Below are 16,635 nucleotides of genomic sequence, written 5' to 3'. Positions count from 1 at the left end.
TTCAAGCCCAATTCCCCTCTCTATAGCACATTTGATTTTTCATATTTTTTCCTATAATTTGAATATATAATAATGATTATATGTGCTTGAGAACTCTCTCACTGCATAGATCTGATTGGAGTGATTCGATGCCCGTTTGTCCTTCTTGTAACTATAAGGAAGATTATAATTTTTGCAGAATGTGCGGCACTCAAGTTCGGCACACCTTCACTAACCAAGAAGATCAGCTTTTTTATCCATTAAAAGATCGAATCATTGCGGATGACAATGAACCAAAGCATCAAGCTATTTTATCTCATACGCATGATTTAGTATGTGCTATTACTGAAGATGGCATTTATGAATACGCTTCTCCTTCTTACGCTAAAACATTAGGGGTTTATCCTGATGAACTTATTGGACAACATGTGCTTATCAATGCGTATCCTGAAGACAAGCACCTAATCTCGACTATTTTAGCTAACATGAGCAAAACAAAAGATGCCTCCACATTTGAATACCGGAAGTTTCACGTGAATGGCACCATCGTTTTATTAGAATGTAAAGGCGCTCCAATTATCACAGCTACTGGAGAAATCGAAGGGTTTGTATTTATCTCACGAGACGTAACAGAGAAAAGACAAGCAGAGAAAAAGATCCAGAATTCAGAAAAACTCTCTGTCATTGGTCACCTTGCTGCAAGTATCGCACACGAGGTTAGAAATCCTTTGACAACCATTAAAGGGTTTATACAACTGTTCAGTGAGACACAGCAGCCGAAAAAAACAATGATTTATCGAGATCTCATTCAGCACGAGCTCTCACAAATTGAACATATTATCGCAGAATTTATGAGTTTAGCTAAACGAGAGTACGCATATACAGAAAGCCTTATTATGACAGACTTGCTAGATGAGGTATTAAAGCAATTTGAACCGGTTACCGAAGTCAAAGACATCCACATCATTCGCCATTATCCAAAAGAATATCCCCTGCTCATTAGTGGGCAAAAAACACAGCTAACCCAAGTATTTATTCATATTATACAAAATGCCATTGATTCTATGGAAAGCGGCGGCAAGCTGGCTGTATCGATTGAAAAATCAGCTAGAGAAACGCTATGCATTGTGATAAAAGATAGCGGATGTGGAATTGACTCAAAGCGTATCCCTCATATAGGAGAGCCTTTTTATACAACAAAAGAACGAGGAATAGGCCTGGGACTAACCATTTGCAACAAAATTATTAACGAGCATAATGGCTTTTTCCACGTATCAAGTGAAGAAAATGACGGCACAAGCATTACCATTACCCTGCCTATGAAAACGCCTGAACTTTATGTGGTAGAAGTGTAAAAGAAGCCATCTAATTTACTCAGATGGCTTCTTTCTTTAAAACAGCTGGGTGTACAGCTGATACTTATAAAGCATATAGAAACTTCCTATCACTGCCAGGTAAAAGATGAGAGTCTCTGCTCCACCACCTGTTTCATATGTTAAAGGAGGCTTAAACTTCTTCTTGCTAAGAGGAGAGAAAAAAGGTACCCCTCGTTTAGAAAAGAAATCTCCAAGAATATGAAAAGCGTACCCATAGGCTATCCCTAATGTAAAATCGTTGTTATACATCGTATGTAAATAAAAAATAAGTCCACTTGCAAGAATAGAATGCGTGATACCTCGGTGTCCAAAAATAGATTTAATGACTTTTGCGAGACCAAGAGATCTTCTACCAATATATGAATTTGGTTCATCTATATCAGGAAGCAGCGCTCCAATCGCAATGCCTACAACATAAGGAAATGTAAACGAAGCTTCTCCTGTTATAGCCACACCGGCACCGGCAGCAATCGATGTTGCAATATGTGTGTGATATCTCAAATATGCCACCTTCTTTCTTTTTCAACTTAAGGCAAGCACCGTAACCAAAATCATACATATGTTCGCCCAACGTTAACTATAAGTGAAGGTGGTAAAAATGTCAAAATAATCTATAGTTATGTAAACTGCATACCGACTAACCCGATAAGCATCACAAGAAAACTAATAAGAGTACCCTTTCCATTTTTCTTTGCTCTTCCATCTTTTTTGACAATGGAATAAATCCACGTACTCGAATACACAGCGAATCCAAGAAAACCAAATAACGTGATATATGTAAACATGCCGAAACTCCTTTGCTTGTCATTACTATTAACTATACGAGATTTTTTCAAAAAAAACAAAGTAGTATGACGGCTTGTTTAATATCTCTTTCTTTTTCTTATACTAAGAAGAGGAGGGATGGCTATGCACCAAAAGCAGTTGGAAGATATATTTGACTTTTATGGACTGAGCGAGGTTTATCGAGGCAAATTTGAAGATGTTGAACACCACTGGTTATTTAAAGACGCCGAACCAACTATACTAGAAGATTTTTTTAATTCTCACGATTGCGAAGACCTTGCATGCTGTACTCTTGAGGAGTTTTGTTTTTTATTCATGAATTTCCAATCAATCCATGCACAAATTCCCCACGTGTACTATTACTAAAAAAGTGATTTCGCAGGAAAGCGAAATCACTTTTTATTAAAAGCCTAAAGAAATATATTTTACTTCTAAATATTCTTCAATTCCGTAATGTCCGCCTTCACGTCCAAGTCCACTTTCTTTAAAGCCGCCAAACGGCGCTTGTGGTGTAGAAGGTAGTCCATCATTTAGCCCTACAATACCATATTCTAAAGCTTCAGCAATACGAATAGCTTCTGAAATATTTTCAGTGAACACATAAGCTGCTAATCCGTAAGGCGAGTTATTTGCACGGCGAATAACTTCTTCTTCTGTTTGATACGTTGCAATTGGAGCAATTGGTCCGAATGTTTCTTCGTACATACAAAGCATGTCATCCGTTGCACCATCTACAACCGTAGGCTCAACAAAAAGTCCGCTTCCCTCTTCGCGTACAGCCCCTCCAGTCAAGACGTTTCCACCCTTTGCTACAACATCATCTAAGTGGCGCTTTACTTTTTCTAACGCTTTTTCATCGATTAAAGGTCCGATATCCGTACCTTCTTCTAAGCCGTTTCCGACTTTCAGCTGACTAACAGCTGCTGCAAACTGCTCTGCGAACGGTTTAGCAATAGACTCGTGCACGTAGATGCGGTTTGTACATACGCATGTTTGACCAGCGTTACGGAATTTAGAAGCAATTGCATTTGTTACTGCTTTATCTAAATCAGCATTTGCTGTTACGATAAACGGAGCGTGTCCTCCTAATTCTAAAGACACTTTTTTAACCGTATCAGCTGCTCCGCGCATTAATAGTTTACCTACTTCTGTAGAGCCCGTAAACGATAGTTTGCGTACGCGTCCATCTTGCAGCCACGCTTCTCCAATTGCTTTTGCATCTCCTGTAACTACATTCATTACCCCTTTTGGAATACCTGCTTCCTGCGCCAGCTCTGCTAGACGAAGAGCCGTTAGTGGCGTTTGTTCTGCCGGTTTAATAACCGCTGTACATCCAGCTGCTAAAGCTGGCGCTACTTTACGCGTAATCATAGCTGCTGGGAAGTTCCAAGGTGTAATAGCTGCCATAACTCCCACAGGCTGCTTATGAGCAAATAATCGTTTATTAGGAGAAGAAGCTGGAATTGTTTCTCCGTAAATGCGTTTTCCTTCTTCTGCGTACCATGAAACGAATCCGTTGGCATAGCCAATTTCACCTTTTGCTTCTTTAAGAGGCTTACCTTGCTCGACTGTCATGATTTCAGCAAGTTCATCGGTGTGTTCTTCGATCAGCTGATGCCATTTAAATAATAATTTACCGCGCTCTTCTGCTGTTTTTTTAGACCATGTTTGAAACGCTTCATAGGCAGCATCTGCTGCTAGCTTTGCTTCTTTTTCTCCGCCTTTTGCAACGGTAGCTACTACTTCATTTGTTGCTGGATTTACCACTTCGTATGTATCATTTGCTGAAACAAATTCTCCGTTAATATATAAGTTTGCTTGCTTCATATTTCTTCACTCCCTGCTTAAATTTATCTACTCACTGTTCGGTACTGTCCGACACATATTTTCGAATTTTACGGCTCGCTTGTGATTGACTAATACCAAGCTGTTCGGCTACTTTGTAAGATGACCTATGCTGTTCAAACGCCTTGATGACCATTTCTTTTTCCACATGTTCAATCATTTCAGGAAGCGTATGCACAGGTGGATCGATAGCAAACTCTTTTGCAAATGGCAAGTCTTTAAGCGTAATCATTTCTTCTCCTGTAACAACCAGACGCTCAATGATATTTTCCACTTCACGAACGTTTCCTTTCCATTCCTGCCCTAAAAATGCATCTAATGCCTTTGGTGATAAGCGTACATTACGTTCGTATACCGTATTAAAATGATGAAGAAACTGATAGACAAGAGGCAGAATATCTTCTTTTCGCTCTCGTAAAGGTGGGATCGTAATTGGCACCACGTTAAGTCGATAGTACAAATCACGTCTAAACTTTCCTTCTTCGACCATTTGCTCCAGATTTTGATTCGTAGCAGCAATAATTCGTACGTCTATTGATACTGCTCTTGTTGAGCCCACGGGACGAATTGTACGGTCTTGCAGTACATGGAGCAACTTACTTTGTGCTGAAAGAGAAAGTTCACCAATCTCATCTAGAAAAAGCGTGCCTTCGTTCGAAAGCTCAATGATCCCTTTTTTCCCTTCGCGAAATGCTCCAGTGAACGTACCGCCTTCATAGCCAAATAGCTCTGACTCAATAAGCTGTTCAGGAAGCGCTGCACAATTAAGCTCATGATACGGCTGCTGTTTTCTTGTACTAAGCTGATGAAGCAGTTTTGCTACTCTGCTTTTTCCTACCCCTGTTTCTCCAAGTAAGAGAACGGTTGTATTTACAGAAGCAACTCGTTGAATGGTTGAAAAAACTTTTTTCATCGCTTCGCTTTTTGTTACGATTCCTTCTAAATCTACGGATTCGTTTAACTCTTTTTTATAGTTTTCAAGCTGTTCTTCCATCTCTTCTACTTTTCGTTTTAATTCCATTAAGTCTGTGAGATCTCGAGAATAGCTAATAACACTTTTCAATTGCCCATCATTAGTAAATACTGGCCTAGTCCGCACATGAAGATATCGGCCTGAGTTTGTTTTTTGAACCAATTCAATTGCTTGATTAGATTCAATCACCTTTAACGTGGCCGAAGGATAAAAGATGCCCATTTCCTGAAGTTCTTTTACGTGCTTTCCAATAAAATCTTCCACTTTCAAAGCATAATTTTTTTCACACTCTGAATTTACAACTAATACATACCCATTTGCATCAGTTACAAAGATTTCATCAAATGATGACTCAAATATATCGTAAAGTTCGTCGTTAATTTGCTGAATCTGCTTTTTATGAATGGTCATTTGAATCACCTTTTCGTCAAAAAATAATTATTATTTTATTTTATCAGAAAATGAAAAATCTATAAATAGAGTGTCCAAACATATCCATTCTTTGTGATTCATGAAGAATGAGTGAAGAGTTCTCTCTTCACTCATGCCTCAATTTCTCTTATACTTCAACCGTTTGCTGCACGCTTGCTTCTAGTGCTGCTTCAAAAATAGCTAAGCCTTCTTCTAGCTGCTCATCTGTAATAACAATCGGCATTAAGATACGAAGAACGTTTCCGAATACTCCCGCGCTAAGCAGTAATAATCCACGTTTGTTTGCTTCTTTTACGATGCGCTGTGTAAGCTCTTTATCCGCTTCTTTTGTTTCGCGGTCTTTCACAAGCTCGATAGCAGACATAGCTCCTAATCCGCGGATATCACCGATACAGTCATATTTTTCTGCTAATTTTTCAAATCGTGATGTTACCACTTTTCCAAGGTACTCACCGCGTTCATTTAGCTTTTCTTCTTCAATGATATCAAGTACAGCTAAAGCCGCTTCACATCCAAGAGGGCTTCCGCAGTACGTTCCGCCAAGCTCACCAGGATTAGATTCATCCATGATTTCAGCGCGGCCGATGACACCACTAATCGGTACACCAGCTCCTAGTGATTTAGATACTGTAATTAAATCTGGTGCAACGTCAAAGTGTTCAATACCGAAGTAGCGGCCCGTACGTGCAAAACCAGCTTGAATTTCATCTGATACAAATAAAATTCCGTGCTCTTTACATAATTGATACACTTCTTGCACAAAACGTTTACCTGGAACAATGAAACCACCTTCGCCTTGAATTGGCTCCATTACAACAGCTGCAATCGTTTCTGGTGCTACTTCTGTATTTAAGAAGTTTTTGAATTCAGTGATCATAAACTCTTCGTATGCTTCAACTGATAATCCTTGTGGGCGGCGATACTCATAAGGATATGGAGCTTTGTATACTTCAGGAGCAAACGGTCCAAATTCATATTTATATGGCTTTACTTTACTTGTCATTGTCATTGTCATTAATGTACGGCCATGGAAACCGCGGTTAAATGAAATAATTCCTTGACGCTTTGTATATTTACGAGCAATTTTCACTGCATTTTCTACAGCTTCTGCTCCGCTATTTAAAAGTAATACTTTCTTGTCAAATTCACCAGGAGCAATTGCTGCTAGTCTTTCTGCAAGCTCTACATATGACTCATACATCATGACATTAAATCCTGTGTGAATAAAACGGTCTACTTGCTTGTGAAGCGCTTCTTTCACTTTTGGATGACTATGACCTACATTGATTGTGCCAATTGCCCCTACGAAATCAATAAACGTATTGCCATCGACATCTTTAACGATCGCCCCTTCAGCCGTATCAGCAAATGTCGGAATGCCATAACTTACACCTTTCGGAATGGCACGGTGTCTTCTATCTAATAATTGCTTTGCATTTTCTCCCGGTAAATTTGTTGCTACTTTGCTAAAAGTTTGACTCATTTTTTATCTTCCTCTCATATTAAATAATTCTTCAATTAGTTTATATGCAAAAAACGTGCCAACTTTTAAAAGGCTGAAAAATAAGCATTTTTAGATAATTCTAACGATAATTCACTTATCGATAAGTCAATATAAACTTATCAACAAGTCAAAAATGACTCTCTTTTCACATAAAGTGCAGGAATTTTATATTGCCATAAAAGGAACAAGGCTTTTATAATAAATGTATAAATATAGTAATGTTATGATTAATCTCTTTATAAAGGAGTGAAAAATATGCTAGAGGGCTGGTTTTTATGGGTTATTTTATTTTGGGTTGTCTTTTTAATGAGCATGTTTGCTATCGGCGGATTTTTTATGTTCAGAAAATTTTTAAAGCGCTTACCAAAAGAAGACGGCATGTCTGAACTTGATTGGCAAGATCACTATCTTTCCAAAACCATTCACCTTTGGTCAGCGGATCAAAAGCAGCTATTAAACGTTCTTGTTGAACCAGTACCTGAACTATTTCGCGATGTGGCCAAACAAAAAATTGCAGGGAAAATTGGGGAACTCGCACTTGAGGAACAAGCCGCCTCTATAACAGAAGACTTAATCGTACGTGGATACATCTTAGCTACGCCTAAACGTGATCATAAATTTTTATTAAAAACATTAAAAAAGCAAAAAATAGATGCCGTCCCCTATCAGCATTTATTTTAAATCAAAAAAGGTGGCTGCGTAGCCACCTTTTTTAATTTAATATCGTTGTATTTCCAAGCCGATCATTGTGCAGCTTTCGTTCGAGCTTTTTGTACGATGTGTACATCGCAATGCGCCAAGGTACAATCATACCAAATGCTAAAATCCAGAACATACCGCCAAGCTGGCCAACATCAATTGAAGAACTTAAATATATTTTCATTGCAATTCGAATAATAAGCAAACCAATAATAATGAATGCAAAAGCTTTTGAACGCTTCAAGTAAATATGATCGTCACGAATTTCAAATTTAGACGTTTTAATTAACAGGATTGAGAAAATCATGCCTGCTATTAACGCCTCAAGCAGTTCTGCACCCGTTACTCGAAACATTGGAAAGATAAACATTAACGCTCCCGTACTCATAAAAAAAGGCGGAAGTATAATTTTTTTTGCATTCGTTGGTTTATCAGCAGCTTTCATTCGAACAACTAATATGAAAGAAGCCATAAAAATTGCGACAAGTGTTGAAGCAATAACCAATGAAATCCTTCCTTTACTATAGTTTAGTGTGTACTTATATTATAATCCAAAAAACATCAGAAGTAAAAGTGCAACAAAAAAACAGAAGAGGATCTCTTCTGTTTTTATTTAGTAGAGGTAATATCTGCTTTTGCTTTTTGCTTTTGTTTTTGCTTTTTCATTGCTTTTAGTAAGAACCCGCCTTTAAATTTACGAGGCTCGTATGAAATAATGAAAGCACGAGGCTCATATTCTTCAATGAATGCTAATAGCTCTTCTTCTCTACTTCTTTTTGTTAAAATGTCTAATCTATAGCGTGCACTGTCTCTTCCTTCACCTTGGTACACAGTAACACCAAAACCTTCCTGTCGAAGGCGGTTAATTAACTCTTCATTTTTGGTCATAAGGTTAACTAAGAATGTTGTATATCCGATAGCAAGCCTAGATTCGATATAACTTCCAAGTATAATTCCCACTCCAAATCCAACTGCGTATACAACCATAGCAAGCGTGCTTTGATCTCCTGAAAATACTAGGGATAAGCCAAATACATAAATTAACGCTTCAACAAATCCAAAAACTGAGGCATACATACTCATACCTTTGACTAAAAAAATTGTGCGCAGCGTCAAGATCGGTACATAGATCAGTTGCAAAAGCAAGATTAACAAAATATCTTTCAATTTATACACCTCTTTTTAACAATTAAAAATATGACGATTTCATTGTATCACTCCGTATTTATAGAAGATATAGTAAAAATAAATTTTTCTATATATTTTTTCGAGTCATATTCTTGCTTATTTCCTAAGAGCTAAAATGAACGTTTGGTCTTTAAAAAACAAAAAAGAACCTGCCAACTTCCAGATTCTTTTTTGTATCATTTTCCCTTTTTAAAAGCCCGTAAACCCTCCAAATACGCTCGTTGTATAAATAATAATTTTTGTCATCCAGTCAAAATATAAAATAAACCCCATGCCAATCATTGCGTATCCGCCAACTTTCATCATGGAATTCATATGTTTTTTTAACCAATTCATTTTTCCAATAAAGAATGTCATGATAAAGAACGGAATAGAAAACCCAAGTGAATACGTTATCATGTACAAAAGACCGGATCCTGGGTTTGTCGCTGCAAGCGCCATAACCGATACTAAAATAGGTCCCGTGCAAGGAGTCCAGCCGGCAGCAAAAGCCATACCAATAAAAGAAGAACCTAAGAGTCCAGCCGGCTTATTGGCGAATTGAACTTTATGTTCCTGCATAAGAATTCGAGGCTTAAAAATCCCTAGTACAACTAGACCAAAGAAAATAATAAGAATAGCGCCAATCTGCCGAATTAAATCCTTATAGTTAAAAAACCACTGACCAATAAAGGATGTCGCAAAACCAATCATAATAAAGATAACAGAAAATCCCAGCAGAAAAAAAGCTGTGTGAATAAAAGCTTTGCGCTGATGTGACCTAGCGCCTTCCTTTAGCTCGCTGACTGATACTCCCGTTATGTACGATAAAAAAGCTGGATACAAAGGCAAACAGCAGGGTGAAATAAACGATAAAAAGCCTGCGCCAAATGCCAAAAATAAATTTAAATCTCCCACATTTCCCACTTCCCTTTTTTGTTCTTTTTGTTCTTTTTCGTTACCATTTTGTAACCAAATTGTCTTATCTCACTTCTTTCAAATAGTACCATTATCTTGTATAATTAGGTAAACGACTTGTTAGAAGGGATACATAGCATTGGCCAAAAAAGATATTCTATTAGCGATTGAAAAGAAACGAGAAGAACTCATCCGCATAGTCCGAGTAAGTGGATTAAACTCTCCACCTGCTATTAAACATAGTCAAGAATTAGATCATTTATTAAACGTTTACAATGAATTCCCTGCTCAAACAACAGAAACAACCTCTTCATGAAGGTTGTTTCTTTTTTTCACCTTCACTCTATCAATTCTTTATAAATCTCTTTTACTCCTGTTTCTTTATTGAAATTTTCCTCTTTTTCACTGTGCTGAAGCTGATACATATTATAGTACAAACCGCCTTTATCTAGCAGTTCAGCATGCGTTCCTTTTTCGACGATTTTCCCTTTATGCAATACTAAAATACAATCGGCGTGTTGAATAGTTGATAAACGATGGGCAATCGCAATCGTTGTGCGGCCTTTTCCCATATCTCTTAACACTTCTTGAATCGCTTCTTCCGTTTCTGTATCGATATGGGCTGTTGCTTCATCAAGAATAAGGATTTTAGGGTTTCGAATCACCGTTCTTGCAAATGCTAAGAGCTGACGCTGACCGCTTGATAAAGTTGAACCTCTTTCCACTAGCACTTCATTATACTTATTAGGAAGAGCTTCGATAAATGCGTGAGCTTGCACAAATTTCGCCGCTGCTTTTACTTGCTCATCAGAAAAATGGTCTTCATGCAGCGTAATATTTCGCTTTACGGTATCGGCAAATAAAAAGGCATCTTGCAGCACCAGCCCTACCTGATCTCGAAGCTGTTTATTTGAAAAGGACGACAGTGGTTTATTATCGATCAAAATGTCTCCTTTTTGCTGCTCATAAAAACGCATTAATAAATTAATGATGGAGCTTTTCCCGCTTCCAGTATGGCCTACTAAAGCCACTGTTTCTCCTTCGTTTACCGTAAATGATATATCAGAAAGCACATCTCGAACACCGTCATAGGAAAACGTGACGTTTTTGAATTCTACCGTTCCTTTTTGTACCCCCTGCTTTTGTTCTCCTGTCATCACTGGATTTTTTTCTTCCTCATCCATCAAATCAAATACCCGGGAGGCTGATACCATCGCTTGCTGATACATAGAAAGACGCTGCATCATTTCATTAACGGGCTCAAAAAAACGATCCAAATAGTTGATAAACGCGTAAAGAACACCAATTTTAACAGGACTGTCAGCTACGGAAATGCCAAAATAACTGAGCACAAGAATAACGGCTAAAATATAAAGAATTTCGACAGCAGGCCTCAGTAGCAAACCATCTAACTTAATATTGCGCATGCCCGCTTTGTAGTGCTCATCATTAATTTCTTCAAATTCCGAGCGAAGCCGCTTTTCTTGACGAAATAATTGAATAATGGACATGCCTTGCAAAGACTCATGAAGCTTGGCATTTAACTGACTTAGCTTTTCTCGGAGCTGTCCGTAGTAAATAGCGCTGTAATGCTGATAAAGCTTCATAAGTCTCCAAATAAACGGGAGAAGAACTAAACAGTAAAAAGCCAGCTTCACATCTAGCATAAACATCGCTATAAAAATACCAATCAAAAATACCCCATTTTGAATAAAAACCGCGATGACTTCTACAAACATTTCTTTCATAGCTTCCGTGTCATTTGTAATTCGAGAAACAAGGCTTCCCGTTGGCGTGTTGTCAAAAAAGCGAAGCGCCAGACGATGAACATGAGAAAAAACGTCAATTCGAATCTGCTGAATAATTTGAAGCGCAATATTCTGAAACTGCAGAAGCTGAAAGTATTGAACGACAATTTTTAAAAGCTGTAAAAGCAAATAACTGCTTGCAAGCCACACCAGAGGCTGAAGAGGCAAATACTTAGGAGTTAAATAATCGTCAATGAAAATTTTAATCAAAATGGGCCCTAATAAATCAGCAGCCGTAGCAATTAATAATAGAGTGAACGCTAAAAAAAATGATTTTTTATGCGGAATTGTATAGTGAAACAGACGTTTATGTACCGAAGAATGCTCAATTTTCATTTTTCGTCTCTCCTTCTTCTACCGCACGTTCAAGCTGCTGTCTATCGTACATATCCTGATACCAGCCGCTCACGCTAAGCAGTTCCTCATGAGTTCCTCGCTGAATAATTTTCCCTTTATCAAGGACAAGAATCAGGTCTGCATGAGTAACCGAGCTCAGCCGATGCGCTGTAATAATCGTTGTTCGATTTTGACGTTTTTGCCTCAACGCTTGTAAAATACCCGCTTCCGTTTTTCCATCTACCGCTGATAGCGAGTCATCTAAAATTAAAAGCTCAGGATCTAATAGAAGAGCTCTTGCAATCGAGATACGCTGTTTTTGTCCACCAGATAACGAAACGCCTTTTTCACCTACTATTGTTTGATAGCCATCTGTAAAATCGAGGATGTCTTTATGTACATTTGCAACTTTAGCCGCTTCTTGAATTTCTTGATTGCTTGCGTCTTCTTTTCCGAACGCGATATTAGCAGCGACTGTTGTTGAAAACAAAAAGTGATCTTGAGGAACATATCCAATGCTTTTGTACAGTGAATCAAAAGCATAATCTTTAATGTCTTTTCCTCCCCATAAAACAGCTCCGTCGCTTACATCAAATTCACGAAGCAACAGCTTTAAAAGCGTGGTTTTCCCAGCACCCGTCTTTCCGACAATCCCTAACGTTTGACCGCGAGAAAGTGTAAAGTAAATTTCGTTTAACGTGTATTCGTCTTCTTTACCATACGAAAACCTATGAATAACAGCTTCAATATTTCCTGTTGGCAGTTCAACACTAGGATGCGCTGCTTCTTCAATCGAATTTTCTTCTTTTAATAAAGAAAATACCCTGTCATATGATGCTCTTCCTCGTTCCACAATGTTAAATAGCCAGCCAAACGCGAGCATCGGCCAAATAAGAAGGCCCAAATAAGTTGTAAAGGTAACAAGCTGTCCCAGTGTTAACTCTTCACTAATCACCATCTTGCTGCCAAAAATAAGAGCAAGTAAAAAAGAAAGTGCTACAATAATCGAAATGGTCGGATCAAACAATGCATCTACTCGTGCTACCTTCATGTTCTTTTGAACAACATCTGCAGACTTCATACGAAATTCTTCGACATCAGCTGCTTCTTCCCCAAACGTCTTAATGACTTTAATTCCGCTAATGCTTTCTTGAACCTTATCATTTAAAGTAGAAAATGCTGCTTGTGCGTGATGAAACCGCGCATGAAGCAATGTACCATAGTAACTTGTTAAAACGGCCATAAGCGGCATAGGAATAAGGCAAATAAGCGTTAATTTCCAGCTGATTGTTAGGGCCATTGTGCATAGAACAAGCCCTCCTGTGACAATGGAATCCACGAGCGTCAAAACGCCCGAACCTGCAGTTTGTTGAATAGCTTGAATATCATTCGTTGCATGGGCCATCATATCCCCAATTCGCCGCCGCTGATAAAAGGCCTGATTCATCCTGGTAAAATGAGTGTAGAGGGTATTTCTCAGCTGCTTGGCTAGTTTAACAGATGAACCAAATATCATAATACGCCATATGTATCTTGTGAAATAGGCCACAACAGCAGCTCCTAGCAAAATGCCAACCATCTGCATTAAGCGCTTTCCATTCAGCGTCCCTTCTTTAATGCCATCTACCGTTAAACCAATAATTTTAGGCGGGAGAAGTTCTAATGCTGCCACAATAATGAGCAGCGCTATCCCCGTTATGTAAGACTTTTTTTCCTGTTTGAAAAACCACCATAACTCTCGAAAAATTTTCATCGTATCCCCCTAGCCCCACAACCATTTTCTTATCTCTATCATAAAACAAAAGACACCCTTCTGAATAGAGAGTGTCTGTCCAATTAACCATTATTTAATTTGGCCGTTCATTGCTTTCATCATTTGGTTAATTTTTTTCTGCGATGGTTTCATGCCCATTTGCATCATCATCATTTTTAACATTTGTTCATTAATTGGTGGATTTTTCTTCAGATAGCTCATCATATACTTACGAGCAATGAAAAATCCTAGCGCTATCCCAACAATTAATGCTAGAACACCAACTAGAATATACATTCCCATGGTATTACTTCCTCCTTCATGTTGTCTAACTTACAGTGTACTAGACCATACGCTATTATACAATATTTCCGTTCCAATTTCCTTAAATAATTACACAAATTTTCTTGTTTTCACAGGCCTCAGCCAGCCGTATTCATCCGTTCCATAATTCACTGCTAAAAAACAAGGATCTAGCTTGCGTAATACTTCAAAAAAAGCTGTCTCAGCATCAACATTGCCATCTCCTTCAATTGTTATACAGCGATTCGTTAATTTTATAGATGCTCGACTTTTTTTATGAGGATATTCCAGCACAAACGTCTCTTGATGAGTAAAAAAATGAGGATAATGAGAAAACGCCTGAAGTAATTCTCGTTGAATAAATGAATTGGGCAGTTGGCGAGTAATGTAATGAACTTGTTTTTGTAAATGCGTTTCCTGCAAGTGACGTTTCATTTTATATTCAATCAGCAGCTGATAAATGAGCTTTTCTCTTCGAAAATAGGATGATGCAACTTCTTCCTCCATTAAATATACTTCATACGTTCTCACGATTCATCCTCCCTTTCGGCTCGTTCTTTTTTGTACCATTATACCGAATGGTGTACGCAATGCTTGTCTATCGATGAAAAAATTTCTTTGTTTTTTTGTCGAAAAAAAGAGCAGACCATAGGAGTCTGCTCTTTCTTGTGAAAAAGAATTATGCATTAAGCAAGCTTTTCACTTTTGCTACTACATTTTCAACTGTAAAACCAAATTCTTTCATGATTGTTTCACCAGGAGCAGATGCACCGAAGTGATTAATACCAAGAACTTGTCCCTCGTCTCCAACATAGCGTTCCCAGCCAAGTGTAGAAGCCATTTCAATACCTAAACGTTTTTTCACTGATTTAGGGATAACACTTTCTTTGTACTCAGCAGATTGCTCTTCGAAACGATCCCATGCAGGCATACTTACTACAGATACATCAATGCCTTCTGCAGCTAATGCTTTTTGTGCTTCTACTGCTAGGCTTACTTCAGAGCCTGTTGCAAGTATTAATGCATCCGCTTGGTCTTTACCAGCTTTAGATACAACGTACGCGCCTTTAGACACGCCTTCGTATGCATTTTCTTTTGTACCTTCAAGCGTTGGCAAGTTTTGACGAGTCAATACAAGCGCCGTTGGGCGGTCAGTTGATTCTAATGCTAAGCGCCATGCAGCAGCTGTTTCATTTGCATCTGCAGGACGAACCACTGAAAGACCTGGCATTGCACGAAGTGATGGCAATTGTTCAATTGGCTCATGTGTTGGGCCGTCTTCTCCAACTGCGATACTGTCATGTGTGAATACATATGTTACAGGAAGCTTCATTAAAGCTGCTAAGCGAATTGCTGGGCGAAGATAATCAGAGAATACAAAGAATGTTCCTCCGAATACTTTTACACCGCCGTGTAGAGCCATACCGTTTAATGCAGCTCCCATTGCAAATTCACGTACACCGAACCAAATATTACGTCCGCTGTAATCAGCTGCAGTGAAGTCTTCTGAACCTTTAATCATTGTTTTATTTGACCCAGCTAAGTCAGCTGAACCGCCGAAGAATTGAGGTACAGCTTGTGCTACTGCGTTTAATACTTCTCCAGAAGAAGCACGGCTAGCTAAGCTTGAACCCGTTTCGTATGCTGGAAGCGTTTCTTCCCAGCCTTCCGGTAACTTTCCTTCTACTGCTAGTTCAAATTGACGACCTAGTTCAGGATATTTTTCTTTATACTGTGCAAATACATCGTTCCATTCGTTTTCTTTCTTTTGGCCATCTTCAGCAATTGTAGCTTTGAAGTGAGCATACACTTCTTCTGGCACATAGAAATCTTCTTCAAATGTCCATGCATAAGCTTCTTTTGTTAATTTTGTTTCATCGGAACCTAATGGAGAACCGTGCACGCCAGAAGTACCCGCGTGGTTTGGAGAACCAAATCCGATTGTTGTTTTTACTTCAATTAGCGTTGGGCGTGTTAAATCGCCTTTTGCTTCTTCAATTGCGTTTGCAATCGCTGTCAAGTCATTGCCGTCTTCAACGCGAATTACTTGCCATCCGTAAGCCTTGAAACGATCTTCTACGTTCTCAGAGAACGAGCGATCTAAATCTCCGTCTAAAGAAATATCATTTGAATCGTATAAAACAACTAAGCGTCCTAATTTTAAGTGTGCCGCTAATGAAGCTGCTTCAGCAGATACACCTTCCATTAAGTCTCCGTCACCACAAATACCATACGTAAAGTGGTCTACAATTTCTAAACCTTCTTTGTTGTATGTTTCAGCTAAATGACGTTCTGCCATTGCTTTACCAACAGCCATTGCAATACCTTGTCCTAGTGGACCAGTTGTTGCATCAACACCTGCTGTATGACCGAACTCTGGATGACCTGGTGTTTTGCTTCCCCATTGACGGAAGTTTTTAAGGTCTTCAATTGATAAGTCATATCCAGCTAAATGAAGCAAGCTGTATAATAGTGCCGATCCGTGTCCTGCTGATAATACAAAGCGGTCACGGTTGAACCAGTTTGGATTCTTTGGATTGATGTTCATAAATTTTGTCCACAATGTATATGCCATTGGAGCAGCTCCCATTGGCATACCTGGGTGACCTGAATTTGCTTTCTCAATCGCATCGATTGATAAAGTACGAATTGTTGCAATCGAAAGATCTTCAATACGTTGTGTCATACTCTTCATTCCTTTCAAAACTATGTACATATGTTATCATACTAATGATTTGCTTATTTGTACAATACTT

Annotated in this window: 17 protein-coding genes; 4 read left to right on the top strand and 13 right to left on the bottom strand. The window is 38.5% G+C overall.

All coding sequences use genetic code 11. The features are described 5' to 3' along the window. Window positions 1-128 precede the first annotated feature (128 nt). Complete coding sequence (locus tag ACRPLY_RS07695; protein ID WP_028411354.1) at window positions 129-1,334, top strand: ATP-binding protein; 1,206 nt, start codon at window positions 129-131, stop codon at window positions 1,332-1,334. Window positions 1,335-1,370: 36 nt separating this feature from the next. On the opposite strand, the gene ACRPLY_RS07690 is transcribed toward ACRPLY_RS07695, so the two are convergent. Both ACRPLY_RS07690 and ACRPLY_RS07685 read right to left on the bottom strand, forming a co-directional pair. Beyond that, a complete protein-coding gene (locus tag ACRPLY_RS07690; RefSeq protein ID WP_224357778.1) occupies window positions 1,371-1,865 on the bottom strand; it encodes a metal-dependent hydrolase in 495 nt (164 codons plus the stop codon). 107 nt (window positions 1,866-1,972) lie between these two features. Beyond that, a complete protein-coding gene (locus ACRPLY_RS07685) occupies window positions 1,973-2,140 on the bottom strand; it encodes a hypothetical protein (RefSeq protein ID WP_165573659.1) in 168 nt (55 codons plus the stop codon). Window positions 2,141-2,264: 124 nt separating this feature from the next. Here ACRPLY_RS07685 and ACRPLY_RS07680 point away from each other — a divergent pair, with 124 nt between their 5' ends. Continuing rightward, window positions 2,265-2,507 carry a hypothetical protein gene (locus ACRPLY_RS07680; protein ID WP_028411356.1) on the top strand — a complete coding sequence of 81 codons (243 nt, stop codon included), beginning with the start codon at window positions 2,265-2,267 and terminating at the stop codon, window positions 2,505-2,507. Window positions 2,508-2,543: 36 nt separating this feature from the next. On the opposite strand, the gene ACRPLY_RS07675 is transcribed toward ACRPLY_RS07680, so the two are convergent. The 3 genes from ACRPLY_RS07675 to gabT all read right to left on the bottom strand — a co-directional run bounded on the left by ACRPLY_RS07675 (window position 2,544) and on the right by gabT (window position 6,874). Further along, window positions 2,544-3,968, bottom strand: a complete 1,425-nt coding sequence (locus ACRPLY_RS07675) for an NAD-dependent succinate-semialdehyde dehydrogenase (protein ID WP_028411357.1) — start codon at window positions 3,966-3,968, stop codon at window positions 2,544-2,546. A gap of 31 nt (window positions 3,969-3,999) precedes the next feature. After that, window positions 4,000-5,370, bottom strand: a complete 1,371-nt coding sequence (locus tag ACRPLY_RS07670; RefSeq protein WP_028411358.1) for a sigma-54 interaction domain-containing protein — start codon at window positions 5,368-5,370, stop codon at window positions 4,000-4,002. A 148-nt stretch (window positions 5,371-5,518) separates the two neighbouring features. Beyond that, window positions 5,519-6,874, bottom strand: coding sequence for a 4-aminobutyrate--2-oxoglutarate transaminase (gene gabT, locus ACRPLY_RS07665; protein WP_028411359.1), 1,356 nt, complete (start codon window positions 6,872-6,874; stop codon window positions 5,519-5,521). A gap of 276 nt (window positions 6,875-7,150) precedes the next feature. Here gabT and ACRPLY_RS07660 point away from each other — a divergent pair, with 276 nt between their 5' ends. After that, window positions 7,151-7,576 (top strand): DUF2621 domain-containing protein, encoded by a 426-nt coding sequence (locus ACRPLY_RS07660; RefSeq protein WP_028411360.1) that lies wholly within the window; start codon window positions 7,151-7,153, stop codon window positions 7,574-7,576. A gap of 31 nt (window positions 7,577-7,607) precedes the next feature. Here ACRPLY_RS07660 and ACRPLY_RS07655 read toward each other — a convergent pair whose 3' ends face one another. From ACRPLY_RS07655 to ACRPLY_RS07645, 3 genes are all read right to left on the bottom strand, one after another. Further along, window positions 7,608-8,099 (bottom strand): CcdC family protein, encoded by a 492-nt coding sequence (locus ACRPLY_RS07655; RefSeq protein WP_013084715.1) that lies wholly within the window; start codon window positions 8,097-8,099, stop codon window positions 7,608-7,610. A 104-nt stretch (window positions 8,100-8,203) separates the two neighbouring features. After that, window positions 8,204-8,761 carry a DUF2179 domain-containing protein gene (locus ACRPLY_RS07650; protein ID WP_013058767.1) on the bottom strand — a complete coding sequence of 186 codons (558 nt, stop codon included), beginning with the start codon at window positions 8,759-8,761 and terminating at the stop codon, window positions 8,204-8,206. A 210-nt stretch (window positions 8,762-8,971) separates the two neighbouring features. Then, entirely contained in the window at window positions 8,972-9,679 is a 708-nt protein-coding gene (locus tag ACRPLY_RS07645) for a cytochrome c biogenesis CcdA family protein (RefSeq protein WP_028411361.1), read from the bottom strand. Window positions 9,680-9,818: 139 nt separating this feature from the next. Between ACRPLY_RS07645 and ACRPLY_RS07640 the strand changes: the two genes are divergently transcribed. Next, the gene (locus ACRPLY_RS07640; protein WP_013084718.1) at window positions 9,819-9,995 is read left to right on the top strand and encodes an aspartyl-phosphate phosphatase Spo0E family protein; all 177 of its coding nucleotides are present in this window, start codon (window positions 9,819-9,821) and stop codon (window positions 9,993-9,995) included. A gap of 22 nt (window positions 9,996-10,017) precedes the next feature. Here the strand turns inward: ACRPLY_RS07640 and ACRPLY_RS07635 are convergent, their stop codons facing one another. The 5 genes from ACRPLY_RS07635 to tkt form a co-directional block, all read right to left on the bottom strand. Beyond that, window positions 10,018-11,823 (bottom strand): ABC transporter ATP-binding protein, encoded by a 1,806-nt coding sequence (locus ACRPLY_RS07635; RefSeq protein WP_432231708.1) that lies wholly within the window; start codon window positions 11,821-11,823, stop codon window positions 10,018-10,020. Next, window positions 11,813-13,576 carry an ABC transporter transmembrane domain-containing protein gene (locus ACRPLY_RS07630; protein WP_028411363.1) on the bottom strand — a complete coding sequence of 588 codons (1,764 nt, stop codon included), beginning with the start codon at window positions 13,574-13,576 and terminating at the stop codon, window positions 11,813-11,815. The genes ACRPLY_RS07635 and ACRPLY_RS07630 overlap by 11 nt, the downstream gene beginning before the upstream one ends. A 90-nt stretch (window positions 13,577-13,666) precedes the next feature. Continuing rightward, entirely contained in the window at window positions 13,667-13,879 is a 213-nt protein-coding gene (locus tag ACRPLY_RS07625) for a YneF family protein (RefSeq protein ID WP_013058772.1), read from the bottom strand. A 90-nt stretch (window positions 13,880-13,969) separates the two neighbouring features. After that, a complete protein-coding gene (sirA, locus tag ACRPLY_RS07620) occupies window positions 13,970-14,410 on the bottom strand; it encodes a sporulation inhibitor of replication protein SirA (RefSeq protein WP_028411364.1) in 441 nt (146 codons plus the stop codon). A gap of 148 nt (window positions 14,411-14,558) precedes the next feature. Next, window positions 14,559-16,565: a transketolase gene (tkt, locus tag ACRPLY_RS07615; protein ID WP_013058774.1), complete on the bottom strand. Its 2,007-nt coding sequence runs from the start codon at window positions 16,563-16,565 to the stop codon at window positions 14,559-14,561. Between the last annotated feature and the right edge of the window lie 70 nt (window positions 16,566-16,635).

It is taken from the genome of Priestia sp. TGN 0903 (assembly GCF_050846855.1).
Taxonomy (GTDB): Bacteria; Bacillota; Bacilli; order Bacillales; family Bacillaceae_H; genus Priestia; species Priestia zanthoxyli.
This window is presented reverse-complemented; position numbering and strand designations above follow the sequence as displayed.